General features: G+C 68.6%; 16 protein-coding genes. 8 read left to right on the top strand and 8 right to left on the bottom strand.

What is annotated here, in order from left to right:
* Positions 1-2: 2 nt before the first annotated feature.
* Positions 3-887 (top strand): LysR substrate-binding domain-containing protein, encoded by an 885-nt coding sequence (locus CBM2588_RS12625; protein WP_115680781.1) that lies wholly within the window; start codon positions 3-5, stop codon positions 885-887.
* A 95-nt stretch (positions 888-982) separates the two neighbouring features.
* Here the strand turns inward: CBM2588_RS12625 and CBM2588_RS12620 are convergent, their stop codons facing one another.
* Both CBM2588_RS12620 and CBM2588_RS12615 read right to left on the bottom strand, forming a co-directional pair.
* Positions 983-2,485 (bottom strand): tripartite tricarboxylate transporter permease, encoded by a 1,503-nt coding sequence (locus tag CBM2588_RS12620; RefSeq protein WP_115680780.1) that lies wholly within the window; start codon positions 2,483-2,485, stop codon positions 983-985.
* Positions 2,486-2,498: 13 nt separating this feature from the next.
* The gene (locus CBM2588_RS12615) at positions 2,499-2,960 is read right to left on the bottom strand and encodes a tripartite tricarboxylate transporter TctB family protein (protein ID WP_115680779.1); all 462 of its coding nucleotides are present in this window, start codon (positions 2,958-2,960) and stop codon (positions 2,499-2,501) included.
* A gap of 394 nt (positions 2,961-3,354) precedes the next feature.
* Between CBM2588_RS12615 and CBM2588_RS12610 the strand changes: the two genes are divergently transcribed.
* Positions 3,355-5,136, top strand: coding sequence for a potassium/proton antiporter (locus CBM2588_RS12610; RefSeq protein WP_115680778.1), 1,782 nt, complete (start codon positions 3,355-3,357; stop codon positions 5,134-5,136).
* A gap of 112 nt (positions 5,137-5,248) precedes the next feature.
* On the opposite strand, the gene CBM2588_RS12605 is transcribed toward CBM2588_RS12610, so the two are convergent.
* The 3 genes from CBM2588_RS12605 to CBM2588_RS12595 form a co-directional block, all read right to left on the bottom strand.
* A complete protein-coding gene (locus tag CBM2588_RS12605) occupies positions 5,249-6,244 on the bottom strand; it encodes a tripartite tricarboxylate transporter substrate binding protein (RefSeq protein ID WP_115680777.1) in 996 nt (331 codons plus the stop codon).
* A gap of 29 nt (positions 6,245-6,273) precedes the next feature.
* Positions 6,274-6,729, bottom strand: coding sequence for a DUF2214 family protein (locus CBM2588_RS12600; RefSeq protein ID WP_115680776.1), 456 nt, complete (start codon positions 6,727-6,729; stop codon positions 6,274-6,276).
* Between the two features lie 126 nt (positions 6,730-6,855).
* Complete coding sequence (locus CBM2588_RS12595) at positions 6,856-8,076, bottom strand: CaiB/BaiF CoA transferase family protein (RefSeq protein ID WP_115680775.1); 1,221 nt, start codon at positions 8,074-8,076, stop codon at positions 6,856-6,858.
* Positions 8,077-8,370: 294 nt separating this feature from the next.
* Here CBM2588_RS12595 and alaS point away from each other — a divergent pair, with 294 nt between their 5' ends.
* Complete coding sequence (alaS, locus tag CBM2588_RS12590; protein WP_115680774.1) at positions 8,371-10,995, top strand: alanine--tRNA ligase; 2,625 nt, start codon at positions 8,371-8,373, stop codon at positions 10,993-10,995.
* A 109-nt stretch (positions 10,996-11,104) separates the two neighbouring features.
* On the opposite strand, the gene CBM2588_RS12585 is transcribed toward alaS, so the two are convergent.
* The 3 genes from CBM2588_RS12585 to CBM2588_RS12575 form a co-directional block, all read right to left on the bottom strand.
* On the bottom strand, positions 11,105-11,869 hold the full coding sequence (locus CBM2588_RS12585) for a slipin family protein (protein WP_115680773.1): 765 nt from the start codon (positions 11,867-11,869) through the stop codon (positions 11,105-11,107).
* A 2-nt stretch (positions 11,870-11,871) separates the two neighbouring features.
* On the bottom strand, positions 11,872-13,326 hold the full coding sequence (locus tag CBM2588_RS12580) for an NfeD family protein (protein WP_115680772.1): 1,455 nt from the start codon (positions 13,324-13,326) through the stop codon (positions 11,872-11,874).
* A gap of 84 nt (positions 13,327-13,410) precedes the next feature.
* Positions 13,411-14,310: a LysR substrate-binding domain-containing protein gene (locus CBM2588_RS12575; protein WP_115680771.1), complete on the bottom strand. Its 900-nt coding sequence runs from the start codon at positions 14,308-14,310 to the stop codon at positions 13,411-13,413.
* A gap of 126 nt (positions 14,311-14,436) precedes the next feature.
* Between CBM2588_RS12575 and CBM2588_RS12570 the strand changes: the two genes are divergently transcribed.
* The 5 genes from CBM2588_RS12570 (at position 14,437) to CBM2588_RS12550 (ending at position 18,582) form a co-directional block, all read left to right on the top strand.
* Positions 14,437-15,729 carry a YbfB/YjiJ family MFS transporter gene (locus CBM2588_RS12570; RefSeq protein ID WP_115681484.1) on the top strand — a complete coding sequence of 431 codons (1,293 nt, stop codon included), beginning with the start codon at positions 14,437-14,439 and terminating at the stop codon, positions 15,727-15,729.
* 134 nt (positions 15,730-15,863) lie between these two features.
* Complete coding sequence (locus tag CBM2588_RS12565; RefSeq protein ID WP_115680770.1) at positions 15,864-16,637, top strand: class II aldolase/adducin family protein; 774 nt, start codon at positions 15,864-15,866, stop codon at positions 16,635-16,637.
* Positions 16,638-16,693: 56 nt separating this feature from the next.
* Entirely contained in the window at positions 16,694-16,882 is a 189-nt protein-coding gene (locus tag CBM2588_RS12560) for a 4-oxalocrotonate tautomerase (RefSeq protein ID WP_012353493.1), read from the top strand.
* A 28-nt stretch (positions 16,883-16,910) separates the two neighbouring features.
* Positions 16,911-17,942, top strand: coding sequence for a threonine aldolase family protein (locus CBM2588_RS12555; RefSeq protein ID WP_115680769.1), 1,032 nt, complete (start codon positions 16,911-16,913; stop codon positions 17,940-17,942).
* A gap of 55 nt (positions 17,943-17,997) precedes the next feature.
* Positions 17,998-18,582 carry an NUDIX domain-containing protein gene (locus tag CBM2588_RS12550; RefSeq protein WP_115680768.1) on the top strand — a complete coding sequence of 195 codons (585 nt, stop codon included), beginning with the start codon at positions 17,998-18,000 and terminating at the stop codon, positions 18,580-18,582.
* Positions 18,583-18,593 lie beyond the last annotated feature (11 nt).

Below are 18,593 nucleotides of genomic sequence, written 5' to 3'. Positions count from 1 at the left end.
GCATGAGCACTGTCCGTTTCCTCCGAACCTTCGTCGCCGTGGCCGAGCACGGCTCGTTCGCCGCCGCCGCGGCGCAGGTGGCCGTGACCCAGGCCGCAGTCAGCCTGCAGATGCGTGCGCTGGAGACCGAGCTGCGCCGCGAGCTGTTCGACCGCAACGGCCGCGTGGCGGTGCTCAATGCGGATGGCCGCGCGCTGCTGCCGCAGGCGCGCAAGCTGCTGGCGCTGTATGACGAGATGCGGCTGCCGCTGGCGTCGGCCGAAGCCATGGCCGGCGCGGTCGCGGTGGGCGCGGTGGTGTCGGTGATGGGCGGCCTGTCGCACGCGGTGGCGCGCATGAAGCGCACCTATCCGGCCCTCGATGTGAGGCTGGTCGGCGCCAAGTCGATCGAGCTGGCGGCGCAGGTGGAAGCCGGCGAGCTCGACGCCGCCATCCTGGTGGAAGGCGCCGCGCGCGTGCCGGGCACGCTGCGCTGGACGCCGCTGTACCAGGAGCCGCTGGTGGCCATCGCCGCGCGCGGCAGCCCGGGCCGCGACGCGCGCGAGGCGCTGGCGGCCAATCCCTATCTGCGCTTCGACCGCAGCCAGCGCACCGGCGTGCTGGTGGAGCGCGCGCTGCGCCGCGCCCACCTGAAGGTCAATGAGTTCCTGGAGCTGAACGCGATCGAGGCGCTGGTCGAGCTGGTGCGGCAGGAGGTGGGGGTGACGGTGGTGCCGCTGCTGCGGCGCGCGCGCTGGCGCGACGACGACGCCTTGCGCGTGCTGCCGCTGCTGGTCAACGGCGAGCCGGTGATGCGCCAGATCGGCATGCTGGAGCGGCGCGACCACGGCCGCGGGCAGGTCACGGCGGCGGTGCGGGCGGCCTGCAGCGAACTGTTCGGGGCCTAGCGGCCACTGGCGACGGGCGGCGCACGAAAAAAAGGGCACCTCGCGGTGCCCTTCAGCTTTGTTGCCGCCGGCGCCAGGCCGGCGATGTTCCCTGCTTATTCTTCCTGGAACGCTTCTTCGCGCTTGGCCTTGATCGACGGCAGCGCCACGATCACGACCAGCACCGCGGCGGCGATCAGCAGGCCCAGCGACAGCGGCCGCGTCACGAACACGCTGAAGTCACCACGCGACAGCAGCAGCGAGCGGCGGAAGTTCTCTTCCATCATCGGCCCCAGCACGAAGCCGAGCAGCAGCGGAGCGGGTTCGCAGCGCAGCTTGATAAACAGGTAGCCGATCACGCCGAAGGCAGCGGTCTGGAACACGTCGAAGGTGGTGTTCTGGACCGAGTACACGCCGATGCAGCAGAAGGTCAGGATGGCCGGGTACAGGTAGCGGTAGGGCACCTTCAGCAGCTTCACCCAGATGCCGATCAGCGGCAGGTTCAGCACGATCAGCATCAGGTTGCCGATCCACATCGAGGCGATCAGGCCCCAGAACAGCGCCGGGTTGCTGGTCATCACCTGCGGGCCGGGCTGGATGTTGTGGATGGTCATCGCCCCCACCATCAGCGCCATCACAGCGTTGGGCGGAATGCCCAGCGTCAGCAGCGGGATGAACGAGGTCTGCGAAGCGGCGTTGTTGGCCGATTCCGGACCCGCCACGCCTTCGATCGCGCCCTTGCCGAATTCCTGCGGGTACTTGGAGGTCTTCTTCTCCAGCGAGTACGCCGCGAACGAGGCCAGCGAGGCGCCGCCGCCCGGCAGGATGCCCAGCGCCGAGCCCAGCGCGGTGCCGCGCAGCACCGCCGGGATCATGCGCTTGAAGTCGTCCTTGGTCGGGAACAGGTTGGTGATGTGGTCGGTGAAGGTCTCGCGGTGTTCCTTCTGCTCCAGGTTGGCGATGATTTCGGCAAAGCCGAAGATACCCATTGCCACCGAGACGAAGTTCAGGCCGTCGGTCAGTTCCGGCACGTCGAACGAGAAGCGCGCGGCGCCCGAGTTGACGTCGGTGCCGACCAGGCCCAGCAGCAGGCCCAGCACGATCATGGCGATGGCCTTGACCAGCGAACCCGAGGCCAGCACCACGGCGCCGATCAGGCCCAGCACCATCAGCGAGAAGTACTCGGCGGGGCCGAACTTGAACGCCAGTTCCGACAGCGGCGCGGCAAACGCGGCCAGGATCATGGTGGCGACGCAGCCGGCGAAGAACGAGCCCAGGCCCGCGGTCGCCAGCGCCACCCCCGCTCGCCCTCGCCTGGCCATCTGGTAGCCATCGATGGTGGTCACCACCGACGACGATTCACCAGGCAGGTTCACCAGGATGGCTGTGGTCGAGCCGCCGTACTGGGCGCCGTAGTAGATGCCGGCCAGCATGATCAGCGCGGCCACCGGCGGCAGCGTGTAGGTCACCGGCAGCAGCATGGCGATGGTGGCCAGCGGCCCCAGGCCCGGCAGCACGCCGATCAGCGTGCCCAGCACGCAGCCGAGGAAGGCGTACGCGAGGTTCTGGAAGGTCAGGGCGGTGGAGAAGCCCAGACCCAGGTTGGTGAGTAGTTCCATGTTGGCGGCCTCCTTAGCTTGCCAGGAAAGCCGGCCACACCGGCATCTGCAGGTTGATGCCGTACACGAACGCGCCCAGGCTGATCAGCACCAGGATGACCGCGTTCAGGATGGCGCCCTTCCAGCTGAACTCGTGGCTGGCCATCGACGACACCAGCACCAGCACCAGCACCGACAGCACCATGCCCAGCGGCTTGAGCAGCAGGCCGAACAGCACCACCGAACCGAGGATCCACAACAGCGTCTTGATGTCCCAGCGGGCCAGGCTGTCTTCTTCCGCCTTGGACGACAGCGAGCCGAACAGCACCAGCGCGCCCAGCAGGGCGAGCACGATGCCGAGCCAGAACGGGAAGTATCCCGGTCCCATTTTTGCGGCGGTTCCCATGGAATAACCGCGCGCGACCCAGGAAAAGCCGAATCCGACCAGGATGAACATCAGGCCGGAGGCAAAGTCCTTTTGGCTACGTATGCGCAAAGTGAATCTCCTCGATAAGACTGCTTGAAATCTGCGGCGGGCCTCTGTGCGTTGCCTTTGTTGCGATGCATCAATGCGGCGAATTCCGGAGGCCTTCCGGCGGGCAGGGTGGAAGGTAAGGGGGCGACCTTTCAGCTACCTTTCAGATGTCTGCAAATGGGGTCATGGTTCGGGTATCCCCTAGTGAGAACACGCTTAAAAGTGCCGCTGCGCCAAGCTGCAGGCGGCCTGGCGGGTAGCGACCCGGGCCGCTGCGCTATCATCCGGAACGGTCTGGCGCGCCGCCGCGGCCGCTGCGGCGGAAGGGTTCTGAAAGGTTCTGAAAGGTTTTGAAAGTTCCTGAAAGGTCCTGAAAGCTTCCGCAGGCGAAGTCCCGGGCAACACAAGGAGCGTTTTGGAAAGCATCGACCATGTCATCCTGCTCGGCGGCGTCGTGATGTCGCTGAGCATCGTGCTGGGCGCGTTCTCGGCGCGCTTCGGCGTGCCGGTCCTGCTGGTGTTTCTGGCCGTGGGCATGCTGGCCGGCGTGGACGGCCCCGGCGGCATCCGTTTCTCCGATACCTGGCTCAGCTTCCTGGTCGGCAACCTGGCGCTGGCCATCATCCTGCTCGACGGCGGGCTGCGCACCCGCTTCGCCACCTTTCGCGTGGCGCTCAAGCCGTCTCTGTCTCTGGCCACGGTCGGGGTGCTGGTGACCGCCGCGCTGGTGGGGATCTTCGCCGCCTGGCTGCTGGGCATCGACTGGCGGCTGGGGCTGCTGCTGGGGGCCATCGTCGGCTCGACCGATGCCGCCGCGGTGTTCTCGACGCTCAACAGCAGCGGCATCCGGCTCAAGGACCGGGTCGCGAGCGTGCTCGAGATCGAATCCGGCATCAACGACCCGATGGCGATCTTCCTGACGCTGACGCTGATCGAATGGCTGACCGCGCCCGGGGGGCTGACGCCGCTGGAACTTGTGTTGCGGCTGCTGGTGCAGTTCGGCGTGGGGGGCGTGCTTGGCCTTGCGCTGGGCTATTGCCTGGCCTTGGTGCTGGAGCGCACGCGCGTGGCCGAAGGGCTGCAGTCGATCCTGCTGTGCTCGGGCGGCGCGATGGTCTTTGCCCTCGTGCAGAGCGCCGGCGGCAGCGGCTTCCTGGCGGTGTACCTGACCGGCATGTTGATCGGCAACCGCGAGCGCGCCGTTACCGCCGACACCATGCGCGCCATGGACGGCATGGCGTGGCTGGCGCAGTCGGCCATGTTCCTGCTGCTGGGCTTGCTGGTGTCGCCGCACCGGATCTGGGAAGTCGCCGGCGCCGCGGTGGCGGTGGCGGCCTTCCTGATGCTGGTGGCGCGGCCGGTGGCGGTATGGCTGGCGCTGCTGCCGTTCCGCTTCAATGCGCGCGAGACCGGCTTTATCGCCTGGATGGGCTTGCGCGGCGCGGTGCCGATCGTGCTGGCGCTGTTCCCGCTGCTGCGCGAGGTGCCGCAGTCGGGGCTGCTGTTCCGCCTTGCCTTCGCGGTGGTGCTGGCCAGCCTGCTGTTCCAGGGCACCACCGTGGCGGCGGCGGCGCGGCTGGCACGCGTGCTGCGTCCCGGCTATCCCGAGCCGCTGGCGCGTTCGCGCCTGCGCGGCACGCGCGCGCCGATCCTGGAAGTGATGCAGTTCGAGGTCGGGCCCAACGCCCCGGTCGAGAACGTGCGCGCCGACCAGCTGGAGCTGCCACCGCGCTGCCGGCTGATGACGGTGGCGCGCGACGACGCGCTGGCCGACCCGGCCCAGACAGTATTGCGCGCCGGCGATGCAGTCTGCGTGCTGGGACCGACGGTCTCGTTGCCGCTGCTGTCGGCGCTGTTCCAGACGCCGGGCCGCGCGCCCACCTGGGAACAGGTCTCGCACGATTTCCTGCTGTCGGGCGACGCGCCGCTGCGCGACGTGGCCGCGCTCTACGGCACGCGCGCGCTAACGCCGGACGAAGAGCCGCTGACGCTGGAAAGTGCGATGCAACGCGCGTTCACGTCGCCGCCGGTGGAAGGCGACAGCGTCGAGATCGCCGGGCTGCCGCTGACGGTGACGCGCATGGAGGGCGCGCAGATCGTGCAGGTGGGATTGCTGCTGCCGCGGCTGGAGGGGGATTCGGGCGGGAAGCTGTGGGGGCGGCGGCGCAAGGGGGGCGAGAGCCGCGAAGCTGTGTAATCCCTGCCTGTTTGCTCCCCTCCCGGTGAGGGGAGAGGGAGAACACCTTGCTAAGGCTAGCTCGTGCGGCTTGGGAGCACCCAGAACCGTTCTTCCTCTCGCTGTTTGGGGGTCAGTCGACCTTCGCCCCAGACACCTTCACGATCTGCGCATACTTCTTCAGTTCCTTCTGGATCAGCGCCGCGAACTGCTCAGGCGTGGTCGGCGCCGGCTGGGCGCCGATGCGGGCCAGGCGGGCCTTCATGTCGTCGGTCTTCAGGATCGCCACGATCTCGTGGTTGAGCTTTTCCACGATCTCGCGCGGCGTGTTGGCCGGCGCGAACACGCCGAACCACGTTGAAATGTCGAAGCCTTCCAGGCCCAGTCCCTTGCCGGCCTCGGCAATGGTCGGCAGGTCCGGGAAGGACGCGGCGCGGCCGGCGGTGGTGACGGCGAAGGCCTTGAGCTTGCCCGCCTTGATATTGGCCGAGGCCGAGGCCAGGTTGTCGAAGATCAGGTCGGTCTGGCCCGACAGCACCGACAGCTGCGCGGGCGACGCGCCGTTGTAGGGGATATGGACCATGCTGACTTTCGCCATGCTCTTGAACAGCTCGCCCGACAGGTGGCCCGCGCTGCCGTTGCCGCCCGAGGCGTAGTCCAGCTTGCCCGGGTTCTTGCGCGCGTACGCGACCAGATCGCGCACGTTGTCGATATGCAGCTCGGCGGCCTTGCCCGGGTGCATCACCAGCACGTTGGGCACGTCGGCAACCAGCGTGATCGGCGCGAAATCCTTGACCGGGTCATACGGCATCTTGCTGAACAGCGTCGGGTTGATGGCATGCGTGGCCACCGCGCCCATGACGATGGTGTAGCCGTCGGCCGGCTGCTTCGCAACGTAGTCCGCACCAAGGTTGCCGCCGGCGCCGGGCTTGTTTTCCACGATCACGGGCTGGCCCAGGCTGTCGCGCAGCTTGTCGCCGATGGCGCGCGCCACGGTGTCGAGCGGGCCGCCGGCCGGGTAAGGCACGACGAAACGGACCGGCTTGGTGGGATAGGCGTTGGTGGCGGCAACGGCGGCGGCCGGCACCAGGGCCGCGGTCAGCGCGGCGGCAAGCAGTTTCTTCAGCATGTTGCGGAGGACAAGAGGGATAGGGATTCTCAGCGGGCCCCGATGCCGCGGGCCATCATCACGGCGCACAGCGGCAGCAGGATCACCAGGTGCGATTCGATCATGACCCAGCGCCGCGCCGCCTTGATCTCGGACGGCGGCGGCACGTAATCGGGCAGCCGGCGCGCCTGCTTGCGCCAGCGCGCGATGGCGAGGGTCGGCGGCAGCGAGCACAGTGCGATCAGCACGAACACGCCCATCTTGGCGTGGAACCACGGGTTGTGCAGGTAGAAGTCCGCGCCCTTGGCGCCGTAGAACAGGCGCAGCAGGCCGGTGGCCAGCGCCAGCATCGCCGACAGGAAATAGAACAGGTCGTACAGCGACAGTCGCCGCACGGTGGCCGGGGTCAGGTCCGGGCGCAGCGCCACGGCCTCGGCGGCCATCAGCGTGATCAGGACAAAGATCGCAAGGAAATGCAGGAAGGCCAGGATGGCATCGGTCAGCATGAATTCTCCTTTGCTTTGCGCAGGCCCGCGCGGAGGGCGCGGGCCCATGGAAAGTACGTCAGTGGGAACTGAACTTCCGGAAAGCACCGGCGGCAGGGCTGGCCTGGCGCCGGCAGGAGGAGAATCTTACAGCACACCTTTTGCACGAAGCGCGGCGATCTGCGCGGCGCTGTAGCCCAGCGTCTGGGCCAGCACCGTGTCGGTGTGCTCGCCCAGCAGCGGCGGGTGGCGCAGCGCCTGCGGCGGCGTCGCGCTCATCTTGATCGGGCTGCCGACCAGCCTGACATCGCCCGCGCTCGGGTGGGGCAGGTCCACGCGCAGGCCGCGCGCCTTGACCTGGTCGTCCTCGAACACGTCGTCGAGCGTGTTGATCGGGCCGCACGGCACGCCCGCGGCTTCCAGGTCGCGGATCCACTGGGCGCGCGTGCGCGGGCGCACCATCTCGGCCAGGATCGGCACCAGCACGTCGCGGTTGGCCACGCGCTGCGGATTGGTGGCAAAGCGCGGGTCGTCGGCCAGCTCGGGCTTGCCGCCGTCGGTGACGAACTTGCGGAACTGCCCGTCGTTGCCGACCGCGACGATGATCCAGCCGTCGGCGGCCTGGAAGGTCTGGTAGGGCACGATGTTCGGATGCGCGTTACCCCAGCGGCGCGGCGCCTCGCCGCTGGCGAGGTAATTCGTGTTCATGTTGGCTAGCATGGCCACCTGCACGTCGAGCAGCGCCATGTCGATGTACTGGCCCTCGCCGGTGCGGTCGCGGTGGGCGAGTGCCGCCAGCACCGCGATGGTGGCGTACTGGCCCGTCATCAGGTCGGAAATCGCCACGCCGGCCTTCTGCGGGCCGCCGCCGGGCAGGTCGTCCCGCTCGCCGGTCAGGCTCATGAAGCCGCCCATGCCCTGGATGATGAAGTCGTAGCCCGGGCGCGCGGCGTACGGGCCGGTCTGGCCGAAGCCGGTGACCGAGCAATAGACCAGGTCGGGCTTGACCTGCTTCAGCGAGTCGTAGTCCAGGCCATATTTCTTGAGCTGGCCGACCTTGTAGTTCTCCAGCACCACGTCGCTCTGCGCGGCCAGGTCGCGCACGATCTGCTGGCCTTCCGGGGTGCTGATGTCGCACGTGACCGAGCGCTTGTTGCGGTTGGCGGCCAGGTAGTAGGCGGCCTCGGCGGTGTCGCGGCCGTCTTCGTCCTTGAGCCAGGGCGGGCCCCAGGTGCGGGTGTCGTCGCCGGCGCCGGGGCGCTCGATCTTGATCACATCGGCGCCGAAGTCGGCAAGGTTCTGGGCACACCACGGCCCGGCAAGGACGCGGGTGAGGTCGAGGACGCGGAGATGGCTCAAGGCTCCCATGGCGGTATTCGAGGCAGACGGCAAGGCGGGGGTTGGTCCGAAAATGCGGGCGGTCGGCACGCCCAGGAAACGGGGCGGCGGGGTTGGCTGCACTGTACCACCGGCAAACCACCGGTGCTGTCATAAGTGATTAAAGCTGCACGTTTGGCGGCGGGATTTGGGCGATAGCCGGCCGCTTCCCGGGCCCCGTGGCTGACCTGCCCGGCGGCCTGCCTTGCCCGTATAATCAACGGTTTGCAAATCCCATACTGATTCGTCGCGCCCGGCCACGCCAGGGCAAGCGTCCGCCATCCCATGAAAGTCTCAGACATTCGCAGCAAGTTCCTGCAGTTCTTCGAATCGAAGGGCCATACCGTGGTCCGCTCGTCCAGCCTGGTGCCGGCGAACGACCCGACGCTGCTGTTCACCAACTCCGGCATGGTGCAGTTCAAGGACGTGTTCCTGGGCACCGACAAGCGCCCGTACAGCCGCGCCACCTCGGCGCAGCGCTCGGTGCGCGCCGGCGGCAAGCACAACGACCTCGAGAACGTGGGCTACACCGCCCGCCACCACACCTTCTTCGAGATGCTGGGCAACTTCTCGTTTGGCGACTACTTCAAGCGCGAAGCGATCCAGTACGCATGGGAACTGCTGACCAAGACCTACCAGCTGCCGGCCGAGAAGCTGTGGGTCACGGTCTACGCCGAAGACGACGAGGCCTACGACATCTGGGCCAGGGAAGTCGGCGTGCCGGCCGAGCGCATCGTGCGCATCGGCGACAACAAGGGCGCGCGCTATGCCTCGGACAACTTCTGGCAGATGGCCGACACCGGTCCGTGCGGCCCGTGCTCGGAAATCTTCTATGACCACGGCCCCGACGTGTGGGGCGGTCCGCCGGGATCGCCCGAGGAAGACGGCGACCGCTATATCGAGGTCTGGAACCTGGTGTTCATGCAGTTCAACCGCGACGAGCAGGGCAACATGACGCCGCTGCCCAAGCCGTGCGTCGACACCGGCATGGGCCTGGAGCGCATTGCCGCGGTGCTGCAGCACGTGCACAGCAACTACGAGATCGACCTGTTCCAGGCGCTGATCAAGGCCGCCGCGCGCGAGACCCATATCGACAACCCGAACCAGAACTCGCTGAAGGTCATCGCCGACCATATCCGCGCGTGCGCGTTCCTGATCGTCGACGGCGTGATCCCGGGCAACGAAGGCCGCGGCTACGTGCTGCGCCGGATCATCCGCCGCGCCATCCGCCACGGCTACAAGCTGGGCCAGAAAACCCCGTTCTTCCACAAGCTGGTGCCGGACCTGGTCGAGCAGATGGGCCAGGCCTATCCCGAACTGGCTGAAGCCCAGTCGCGCGTGACCGAAGTGCTGAAGGCCGAGGAAGAGCGCTTCTTCGAGACCATCGAGAACGGCATGGCCATCCTCGACGCCGCGCTGGCCGAGCTCAAGCTCAAGGGCGGCAAGACGCTGGACGGCGAACTCGCCTTCAAGCTGCACGACACCTTCGGCTTCCCGCTGGACCTGACCCAGGACGTGTGCCGCGAGCAGGAAATCGGCGTGGACGAGGCCGCCTTCGACGCCGCCATGAACCGCCAGCGCGAGCAGGCGCGCGCCGCCGGCAAGTTCAAGATGGCCGCCGGCCTGGAGTACACCGGCGACAAGACCGTGTTCCACGGCTACGAGAAGCTGGAACTGCCGCAGGCCCGGGTCACCGCGCTGTACGTGGATGGCGCCGCGGTGCAATCCATGCAGCCGGGCCAGACCGGCGTGGTGGTGCTCGACAACACCCCGTTCTACGCCGAGTCCGGCGGCCAGGCCGGCGACCAGGGCGTGCTGCAGGCCGGCAATGCCGTGTTCGCGGTGGCCGACACCACCAAGATCCAGGCCGACGTGTTCGGCCACCAGGGCACGCTGCAGGGCGGCGCGCTCAAGGTCGGCGATGTCGTGTCGGCGCAGGTCGACGCGCTGCGCCGCGCGCGCACCGTGCGCAACCACTCGGCCACCCACCTGATGCACAAGGCCCTGCGCGAAGTGCTGGGCAGCCACGTGCAGCAGAAGGGTTCGCTGGTGGACGCGGACAAGACCCGCTTCGATTTCTCGCACAACGCCGCGCTGACCGACGCGCAGATCCGGCAGGTCGAAGAGATCGTCAACGCCGAGATCCTGCGCAACGAAGACACGCACGCCGAGATCATGCCGTTCGATGACGCGGTCAAGAGCGGCGCGATGGCACTGTTCGGCGAGAAGTACGCCGACGACGTGCGCGTGCTGTCGATCGGCACCTCGAAGGAACTGTGCGGCGGCACCCACGTGCACCGCACCGGCGATATCGGCCTGTTCAAGATCGTGATGGAAGGCGGCGTCGCCGCCGGCATCCGCCGCGTCGAAGCCATCACCGGCGACAACGCGCTGCACTACCTGCAGGGCCTGGACGCCAGGCTGAACGAAGCCGCCGCCGTGCTGAAGGCGCAGCCGTCCGAGCTGGTGCCGCGCATCGGCCAGGTGCAGGAGCAGGTGCGCGCGCTGGAAAAGGAGCTGGAGCGCCTGAAGAGCAAGCTGGCCGCGTCGCAGGGCGACGAGCTGGCGGCGCAGGCGGTTGACGTGAAGGGCCTGAAGGTGCTGGCCGCGCAGTTGGACGGCGCCGACGTGAAGACCCTGCGCGAGACCATGGACAAGCTCAAGGACAAGCTGCAGAGCGCCGCCATCGTGCTGGGCGCGGTGGCCGACGGCAAGGTCAGCCTGATCGCCGGCGTCACCGCCGATGCCACCGGCAAGGTCAAGGCCGGCGAGCTGGTCAATTTTGTCGCCCAGCAGGTGGGCGGCAAGGGCGGCGGCCGTCCCGACATGGCCCAGGCCGGCGGCACCGAGCCGGCCAAGCTGCCGCAGGCGCTGGCGGGTGTCAGCGAGTGGGTGGCCAGCAAGGTTTGATCGGCAGGGTTTGCTCCCCTCTCGCGCAAGCGGGAGAGGGAGTACACCCTCGGTCGAGGCCACGTTGTCACAAAAGCATGAAGGGCGCCCCGGCGCCCTTCATGCTTTTTTACTTTTCCGGTGCTCCCTTGCCGCCGCCCAGCGTCGTCAATAAATCGATCGGCAGCGGAAACACGATGGTCGAGCTCTTGTCCCCCGCGATCTGCGTCAGCGTCTGCATGTAGCGCAGCTGCATCGCCTGCGGCTGCCGCGCCAGCATCTGCGCCGCTTCCAGCAGCTTCTCCGAGGCCTGCAGTTCGCCTTCGGCATGGATCACCTTGGCGCGCCGCTCGCGTTCGGCTTCGGCCTGGCGGGCGATGGCGCGGACCATGGTCTCGTTCAGGTCGACATGCTTGATCTCGACGTTCGAGACCTTGATACCCCATCCGTCGGTCTGCGCGTCCAGCACCTGCTGGATGTCGAAGTTGAGTTTTTCGCGCTCGGCCAGCATCTCGTCGAGCTCATGCTTGCCCAGCACCGAGCGCAGCGTGGTCTGCGCCAGCTGGCTGGTGGCTTCCAGGAAGTTCGCCACCTGGATGATGGCCAGTTCGGGATCGACCACGCGGAAGTACACCACCGCATTGACCTTGACCGAGACGTTGTCGCGCGAGATCACGTCCTGCGGCGGTACGTCCATCACCACCGTGCGCAGGTCGACCCGGACCATCTGTTGCACCGCCGGGATCAGCAGCACCAGCCCGGGGCCCTTGACCTTCCAGAAACGCCCGAGCATGAACACCACGCCGCGTTCGTATTCGCGCAGCACGCGGAACGAGGTGATCACCAGCAGTGCCAGCAGGAAGATGACACCGCCGAAGCTGAATCCGTAGGCCATGGTCAGGCTCCCTTGTCTGGCGTCGGTTGGGAAGAGGAGTCCGGCGCGCTGCCGGCGGCGATCACATCGAGCACCAGGCCGCTGCGTCCCGTGACCAGCACCGGCGTGCCGCGCGCCAGCGGCGTGGCGCTGCGCACGCGCCAGGTCTCGCCCCGCACGCTGGCCCAGCCTTCCTCGCGCAGGTCATCGAGCAGCTCGCCGCGGCTGCCGACCAGGGTGTCGGCACCGCTGACCACCGGCCGCTTGCGCGAGCGCACCAGCATCGCCGACATGCCGAACACGAACACCGCCGACAGTGCCGACATCGCCGCCACCATCGGCAGCGGCACGCCAAAGCCGGGCACGTCGGTGTCGATCAGCATCACCGCGCCGAAGGCGAAGGCGATGATGCCGCCGACGCCCAGCGCGCCGAAGGTGGGCAGGAACAGCTCCGCCACCATGCAGCCGATGCCCAGCGCCACCAGCGCCAGCCCGGCGTAGTTGACCGGCAGCATGTGCAGCGCGAACAGCGCCAGCAGCAGGCAGATCGCGCCGACGATGCCGGGCACTACCATGCCCGGCGTGGAGAACTCGAAGATCAGCGCGTAGATGCCGATCATCATCAGCAGCAGCGCGACGCTGGGCTCGGTGATCACGGCCAGGAAGCGGTTGCGCCAGTCCGGCTCCAGCGTCACCGAAGGGGCGTTGCGCGTGTGCAGCGTGCTGGCCTTGCCGCCGGCGGTGGTCAGCTTGCGCCCGTCGAGCTGGCGCAGCAGCGCGGGCAGGTCGGCCGCGACCACATCGATCACGCGCTGCGCCAGGGCTTCGTCGGCCGACAGGCTGACCGATTCGCGCACCGCGCGCTCGGCCCATTCGGCGTTGCGACCGCGCAGCTGCGCCAGGCCGCGGATATAGGCCGAGGCGTCGTGCATCTGCTTGCGCGCCATGGTGTCGCCACTGGCAGGCGCGCTGGCCGGGGCCGAGGCCGGGCTGGCGCCGGGCAGGGCGTCGGGCTTCTGCGGGCCGCCGATGCCGACCTGCACCGGCGTCGCCGCGCCCAGGTTGGTGCCCGGCGCCATGGCTGCGATATGGCTGGCATAGAGGATGTAGGTGCCGGCGCTGGCCGCGCGCGCGCCGCCGGGAGAAACATAGCTGGCCACCGGCACCGGCGAGGCCAGGATCGCCTGGATGATGTCGCGCATCGACGCATCCAGCCCGCCGGGCGTGTCCATTTCCAGCACCACCAGTTGCGCGCCGGCTTCGCGGGCGCGCGCCATGCCGCGCAGGATAAAGCTGGCGCTGGCCGGGCTGACCGCGCCTTTCAGCGGGATCACGTACACCGGCGCGGTGGCGGTGGCGGTGGCCGTGCCCGCCGGCGGCGCCGCGGCGCCGCTGCCGCCGAAGGCAAGCGCGCAGCATGCCAGCGCCAGGCTGGACAGCAGCCGGAAGGCCCGCAGCAACGCGGAAGCAGGGTTCATGGCAGGAGCAGGGCAGGCAAGGTGCCTTGGTGGCGCCACTTCAAGTGTAGGCCACCGGGCACATCTTGCACGCAACCCCGCGGGTCAGGCCGCCGCCAGTTCGGGACCCGCCGATCCGGGCGGTGCGGGCGTGAGTTCGGGCAGGGCCTCGACCAGGGCATGCAGCGCGGCGCTGGCCATCGACGGCTGCCACGCCAGCAGCGTGCGCACCCGGCCCGCCGCGCCCAGGCTGTGCTGCCGGATGGCGGGCAGGTCGCGGTACAGGCCCAGCACGGAGCGCGGCACGATCGCCGCACCGATGCCCGCCGCGACGCAGGCGACGATGGCATGGTAGGAGCTGAGCTGCAGCACGCGCGGCGTCGGCGCCGGGCCGGTCCCGTACCAGGTCTCGAGCCGCGCGCGGTAGTTGCAGCCCGGCTCGAACGCCAGCAGCGTCGGCACCTCCAGGTCGGCCGCGCTGTGCACCGGGCGGTGGTGCTCGCGCGTGATCACCACCAGCTCTTCCTCGAACACCGGCACCGCGCGCAGCGCCGGATCCGCCAGCGGCTCGGCGACGAAGGCGCAGTCCACCTCGAAGCGCGCCAGCGCGTCGAACGCCTGCCGCGTTGCCAGCGTCACCAGTTCCAGCTGCACCTCGGGCCAGGCCTGGTGATACGCGGCCAGCACCCCGGGCAGGCGGCTCGCGGCGGTGCTCTCCATCGAGGCAATGCGCAGCCGGCCATGCGGCCGCGCCGGCAACACCGCGTGGCGCGCCTCTTCGGTCAGGGTCAGGATGCGGCAGGCGTAGTCGAACAGGGTCTGGCCGGACGGGGTCAGCACCATGCGCCGCCCGTCGCGCACGAACAGCTCGACGCCCAGCGACTGCTCCAGCTGGCGGATGCGGGTGGTGACATTGGATTGCACCCGGTGCAGCCGCTCGGCCGCGCGGGTGATGCCGCCGGCTTCGACGACGGCACGGAAAATTTCGAGCGCGGCAAGGTCCATGACGAGGCTCCGGCGTTATTCATCTGAATTCAAGATGCATGACATCTTGATAATTCATTTTTCAGGATGATGATGGCAGCGTAGCATACAGGGATCGCAATGCAACCGCTGCCCCCAGCCACCATCATGCCGACCCCGCACAGCCTGGAGACCAAGCCCCCTGCCGCGTGCGTAGCGGCCGCGTCCCGGCCGGGCCATGCAGCCGGCCCGTTCGCGGTGGCGCTGGCGGGCCTGGTGTCGCTGGCGGTGGTGATGGGCATCGGCCGCTTCGCCTTCACGCCGCTGCTGCCGATGATGTTGCATGACGGCACCGTCACGCTGGAACAGGGCGGGTGGCTGGCCACGGTGAACTACATCGGCTATTTCGCCGGCGCCGCGGTCTGCATGTTTATCCAGCCCGATGCGGTGCGCATGGTGCGCTGGGGCCTGGTGGCCACCGTGCTGCTGACGCTGGGCATGGCCCTGCCGGGCGGCATGCCGGCGTGGTCGCTGTGGCGCGCCGCCGCGGGCGTGGTCAGCGCCGTGGTGATGGTCTACACCGCCGGCTGGTGCCTGCAGCGCCTGGCCGAGCTGGGCCGGGCCGAGCTGGCCGGGCTGATCTTCTGCGGCCCGGGCCTGGGCATCGTGGTCACCGGACTGGGCGCATCCGGCATGGTCGCAGCGGGCTGGCATGCCGACCACGGCTGGCTGGCATTCGCCGCGCTGGCGGCGGTGCTGGCGGCGGCGGTCTGGCGGGTCTTCGCCGCGCCGTCCGCCGTGGCGGCAGCGGCACCGTCGCCGGGTACCGGGGATGCCGGGCCTGGCGCCGCGCGGCTCGATGCCCAGACCTGGGTACTGACCCTGGCCTACGGCCTGGCCGGCTTCGGCTACATCATCACCGCGACCTTCCTGCCGGTGATCGCGCGCCAGGCGCTGCCCGGCACGGTGTGGGCCGACCTGTTCTGGCCGGTCTTCGGCGCAGGCGTGGCGGTGGGCGCGTTCCTGGCGACGCGGGTCGGCATGGCGCACGACAACCGCAAGCTGCTGGCGCTGCTGTACGGTATGCAGGCGCTGGGCGTGGCGATTGCGGTGGTGTTGCCGAGCGTCGCCGGCTTTGCCCTCAGCAGCCTGCTGGCGGGCCTGCCGTTCACCGCGCTGGTGGCGTTCGCGATGCGCGAGGCGCGGCGGCTGTGGGGCCCGCAGGCACCGCGGCTGATGGGACTGATGACCGCGTCCTACGGCCTCGGCCAGATCGCCGGCCCGCCGCTGGCGACCGCGCTGGTGGCGCGCAGCGGCGGCTTCGCCGGTTCGCTCGCGTGTGCCGCGGCGGCACTGGCGCTGGGCGCGCTGGTGTTCGCGTGGATGCGGCGCGCGTGGCCGCTGCCGGCAGCCGGGGAGTCGGCAAGCACCGGCCCGAGCCCGGGCGCCAAGGTGCGCTAAAGTATCGCCTTTGCCGTCCGGCGCGCCGCGCGAGGGATTGCGGGGCCGGTCAGCCGGCATCGCGGTCCCGCGGCGCGGCACAGAAGGCCGGGCCGTACCCGGCACGCCAGGCCGGGCGGCGCAGGAGCGACCCCATGTCTTTTGCCTTGCAGCCCGCGCGTGCCGCGGGCGCTTCCCATCCCGTCTCAGCCGAAGAGCAGCGCGTGCGCGTCGACTTGGCCGCGGCCTATCGCCTGGCCGCGCGCGAGCGCTGGGATGACCTGATCTACACCCATATCTCGGCCACGGTGCCGGGCGAGCCGGATCACTTCCTGATCAACCCTTTCGGCTTTGCCTTCGACGAGATCCGCGCCAGCGACCTGGTCAAGATCAACGGCCGCGGCGAAGTCGTCGGCGAGACCGTGCATCCGGTCAACGTGACCGGCTTCGCGCTGCACGCCGCGGTGCATGCCGCGCGCGCCGACGCGATGTGCGTGATGCACCTGCATAACACCGCCGGCATCGCGGTGTCGGCGCAGGCGGCGGGGCTGCTGCCGCTGTCGCAGCACGCCATGCGCTTCCATGGCCGCATCGCCTGCCACGACTACGAGGGGCTGGCCTTCACCCCGGCCGAGGGCGCGCGGCTGACCGCATCGCTGGGCACGCATCCGGCCATGCTGTTGCGCAACCACGGCACGCTGACGGTGGGCCGCACCGTGGCCGAAGCCTATGTGCTGATGGCGACGCTGATCAAGGCCTGCGAAATCCAGATCGCGGCGCAGGCGGGCGGCGCGCTGGTGCAGCCCGACGCCGCCGTGGCGGACAAGACCTCGGCGCAGCTCTATGACGATGGCGCGGTCGAGGGCGTGCTGGAATGGCCCGCGCTGCTGCGCAAACTGGATAGAATCGATCCTTCCTACCGGGACTGAAGGGACAAATTTTTTCCGCCCGGACCACAACAATCAATCAAGCACAGGAGCAATGCATGCCGACTTTCCACGTCGAAATGTTTGAAGGCCGCACCATCGAGCAGAAGCGCAAGTTTGTCGAGGAAGTGACCCGCGTCAGCTGCGAAACGCTGGGCTGCTCGCCGTCGGCGGTCGACATCATCATTACCGATATCAAGCGCGAGAACTGGGCCACCGGCGGCGAGCTGTGGGCCGACAAGAAGTAAGGCGCCAGGCCGCTCCACACTGAACACCATGCAGCACTTCGCCTCCGACAACTACGCCGGCTTCTGCCCGGAATCGCTCAAGTATTTCCTGGAAGCCAATGGCAGCGGCCACGAGCAGGCCTATGGCGACGACAGCTGGACGCAGAAGGTCTGCGACCGCATCCGCGACCTGTTCCAGACCGATTGCGAAGTGTTCTTCGTGTTCAACGGCACGGCGGCCAACTCGCTGGCGCTGTCGGCGCTGTGCCAGTCGTACCACTCGGTGATCTGCCACGAGCTGGCGCATATCGAGACCGACGAATGCGGCGGGCCGGAATTCTTCTCCAACGGCTCCAAGCTGCTGACCGCGCCGGGCGAGCATGGCAAGCTCACCCCCGATGCGGTCGAGGCGCTGGTCACGCGCCGCGCCGACATCCATTACCCCAAGCCCAAGGTGGTGTCGCTGACGCAGTCGACCGAAGTCGGCACCGTCTACAGCGTCGAAGAGGTGCGCGCCATCGCCGCCATCGCCAAGCGCCGCCAGCTGCGCGTGCACATGGACGGCGCGCGCTTTGCCAACGCGGTGGCGTCGCTGGGCGTGCATCCTTCCGAAATCACCTGGCGTGCCGGCGTCGACGTGCTGTGCTTCGGCGGCACCAAGAACGGCCTGCCGGTGGGCGAGGCGGTGGTGTTCTTCGACCGCCGGCTGGCCGAGGACTTTGCCTACCGCGTCAAGCAGGCCGGGCAGCTGGCGTCGAAGATGCGCTTCATCTCCGCGCCGTGGCTGGGTTTGCTCGAGAACGACGTGTGGCTGGCCAACGCGCGCCATGCCAATGCGATGGCGCAACTGCTGCAGCAGCGCATCCGCGACATCCCCGGTGTGCGCATCATGTTCCCGACCCAATCCAATGCGGTCTTCGCCGAGCTGCCGCTGCCGGCGATCGAGGCGCTGCGCGCAAAGGGCTGGCGCTTCTACACCTTTATCGGCGCGGGCGGCTGCCGTTTCATGTGCGCCTGGGACTTGCAGCCGCAGACCGTGGAGGCGCTGGCCGCCGACATGCGCGCTGCTTGCGGCGCATAGCGGGGCCAGTTCCCGCCATATTCATACTGATAACGACGAGACTTCAGGAGCCCCCATGCCATACCGATTCTGCCCGCAGTGCGGCGCGCCGCTCGAGGTGCTGCCGCTGTCCGGGCGCGAACGCCACGCCTGCGTGCAGCAGGACTGCGGCTTCGTGCACTGGAACAACCCGCTGCCGGTGCTGGCGGCGGTGGTGGAGTACCAGGACAAGCTGCTGCTGGCGCGCAACGCCGCGTGGCCGGAAAAGATGTTTGCGCTGGTGACGGGCTTCCTGGAGCGCGACGAGCCGCCCGAGCTGGGCGTGGCGCGCGAACTGAAGGAGGAGACCAACCTCGATACCGAGTCGGTCGCGCTGATCGGCGTCTACGAGTTCATGCGCAAGAACGAGCTGATCATCGCCTATCACGTCAAGGCGACCGGCACCGTCGAACTGTCCGAGGAACTGGCCGAATACAAGCTGGTGGCGCCCGAGGACGTGCGCGTGTGGTCGGCCGGGACCGGCTTCGCGGTGGCCGACTGGCTTGCCGCCAGGGGCTACCCGGTGCGCTTCTTTGACCGCCAGACCGGCGCCGACATTCCGGACCCGCGCCGACCCCACGACTTCAGCCAGGTCGGGGCTTCGCTACAATACCGCTGGTAAGGCCGGTTTTT

The organism is Cupriavidus taiwanensis, assembly GCF_900250075.1.
Taxonomy (GTDB): domain Bacteria; phylum Pseudomonadota; class Gammaproteobacteria; order Burkholderiales; family Burkholderiaceae; genus Cupriavidus; species Cupriavidus taiwanensis_C.
This window is presented reverse-complemented; position numbering and strand designations above follow the sequence as displayed.

Excerpts from the sequence above, each read along its gene's own strand:
- alaS (WP_115680774.1), top strand. The coding sequence starts at position 8,371 with ATGAAAGTCTCAGACATTCGCAGCAAGTTCCTGCAGTTCTTCGAATCG.
- CBM2588_RS12580 (WP_115680772.1), bottom strand. The coding sequence starts at position 13,326 with ATGAACCCTGCTTCCGCGTTGCTGCGGGCCTTCCGGCTGCTGTCCAGC.
- CBM2588_RS12620 (WP_115680780.1), bottom strand. The coding sequence starts at position 2,485 with ATGGAACTACTCACCAACCTGGGTCTGGGCTTCTCCACCGCCCTGACC.
- CBM2588_RS12575 (WP_115680771.1), bottom strand. The coding sequence starts at position 14,310 with ATGGACCTTGCCGCGCTCGAAATTTTCCGTGCCGTCGTCGAAGCCGGC.
- CBM2588_RS12625 (WP_115680781.1), top strand. The coding sequence starts at position 3 with ATGAGCACTGTCCGTTTCCTCCGAACCTTCGTCGCCGTGGCCGAGCAC.
- CBM2588_RS12570 (WP_115681484.1), top strand. The coding sequence starts at position 14,437 with ATGCCGACCCCGCACAGCCTGGAGACCAAGCCCCCTGCCGCGTGCGTA.
- CBM2588_RS12585 (WP_115680773.1), bottom strand. The coding sequence starts at position 11,869 with ATGGCCTACGGATTCAGCTTCGGCGGTGTCATCTTCCTGCTGGCACTG.
- CBM2588_RS12565 (WP_115680770.1), top strand. The coding sequence starts at position 15,864 with ATGTCTTTTGCCTTGCAGCCCGCGCGTGCCGCGGGCGCTTCCCATCCC.
- CBM2588_RS12595 (WP_115680775.1), bottom strand. The coding sequence starts at position 8,076 with ATGGGAGCCTTGAGCCATCTCCGCGTCCTCGACCTCACCCGCGTCCTT.
- CBM2588_RS12600 (WP_115680776.1), bottom strand. The coding sequence starts at position 6,729 with ATGCTGACCGATGCCATCCTGGCCTTCCTGCATTTCCTTGCGATCTTT.
- CBM2588_RS12560 (WP_012353493.1), top strand. The coding sequence starts at position 16,694 with ATGCCGACTTTCCACGTCGAAATGTTTGAAGGCCGCACCATCGAGCAG.
- CBM2588_RS12605 (WP_115680777.1), bottom strand. The coding sequence starts at position 6,244 with ATGCTGAAGAAACTGCTTGCCGCCGCGCTGACCGCGGCCCTGGTGCCG.
- CBM2588_RS12555 (WP_115680769.1), top strand. The coding sequence starts at position 16,911 with ATGCAGCACTTCGCCTCCGACAACTACGCCGGCTTCTGCCCGGAATCG.
- CBM2588_RS12550 (WP_115680768.1), top strand. The coding sequence starts at position 17,998 with ATGCCATACCGATTCTGCCCGCAGTGCGGCGCGCCGCTCGAGGTGCTG.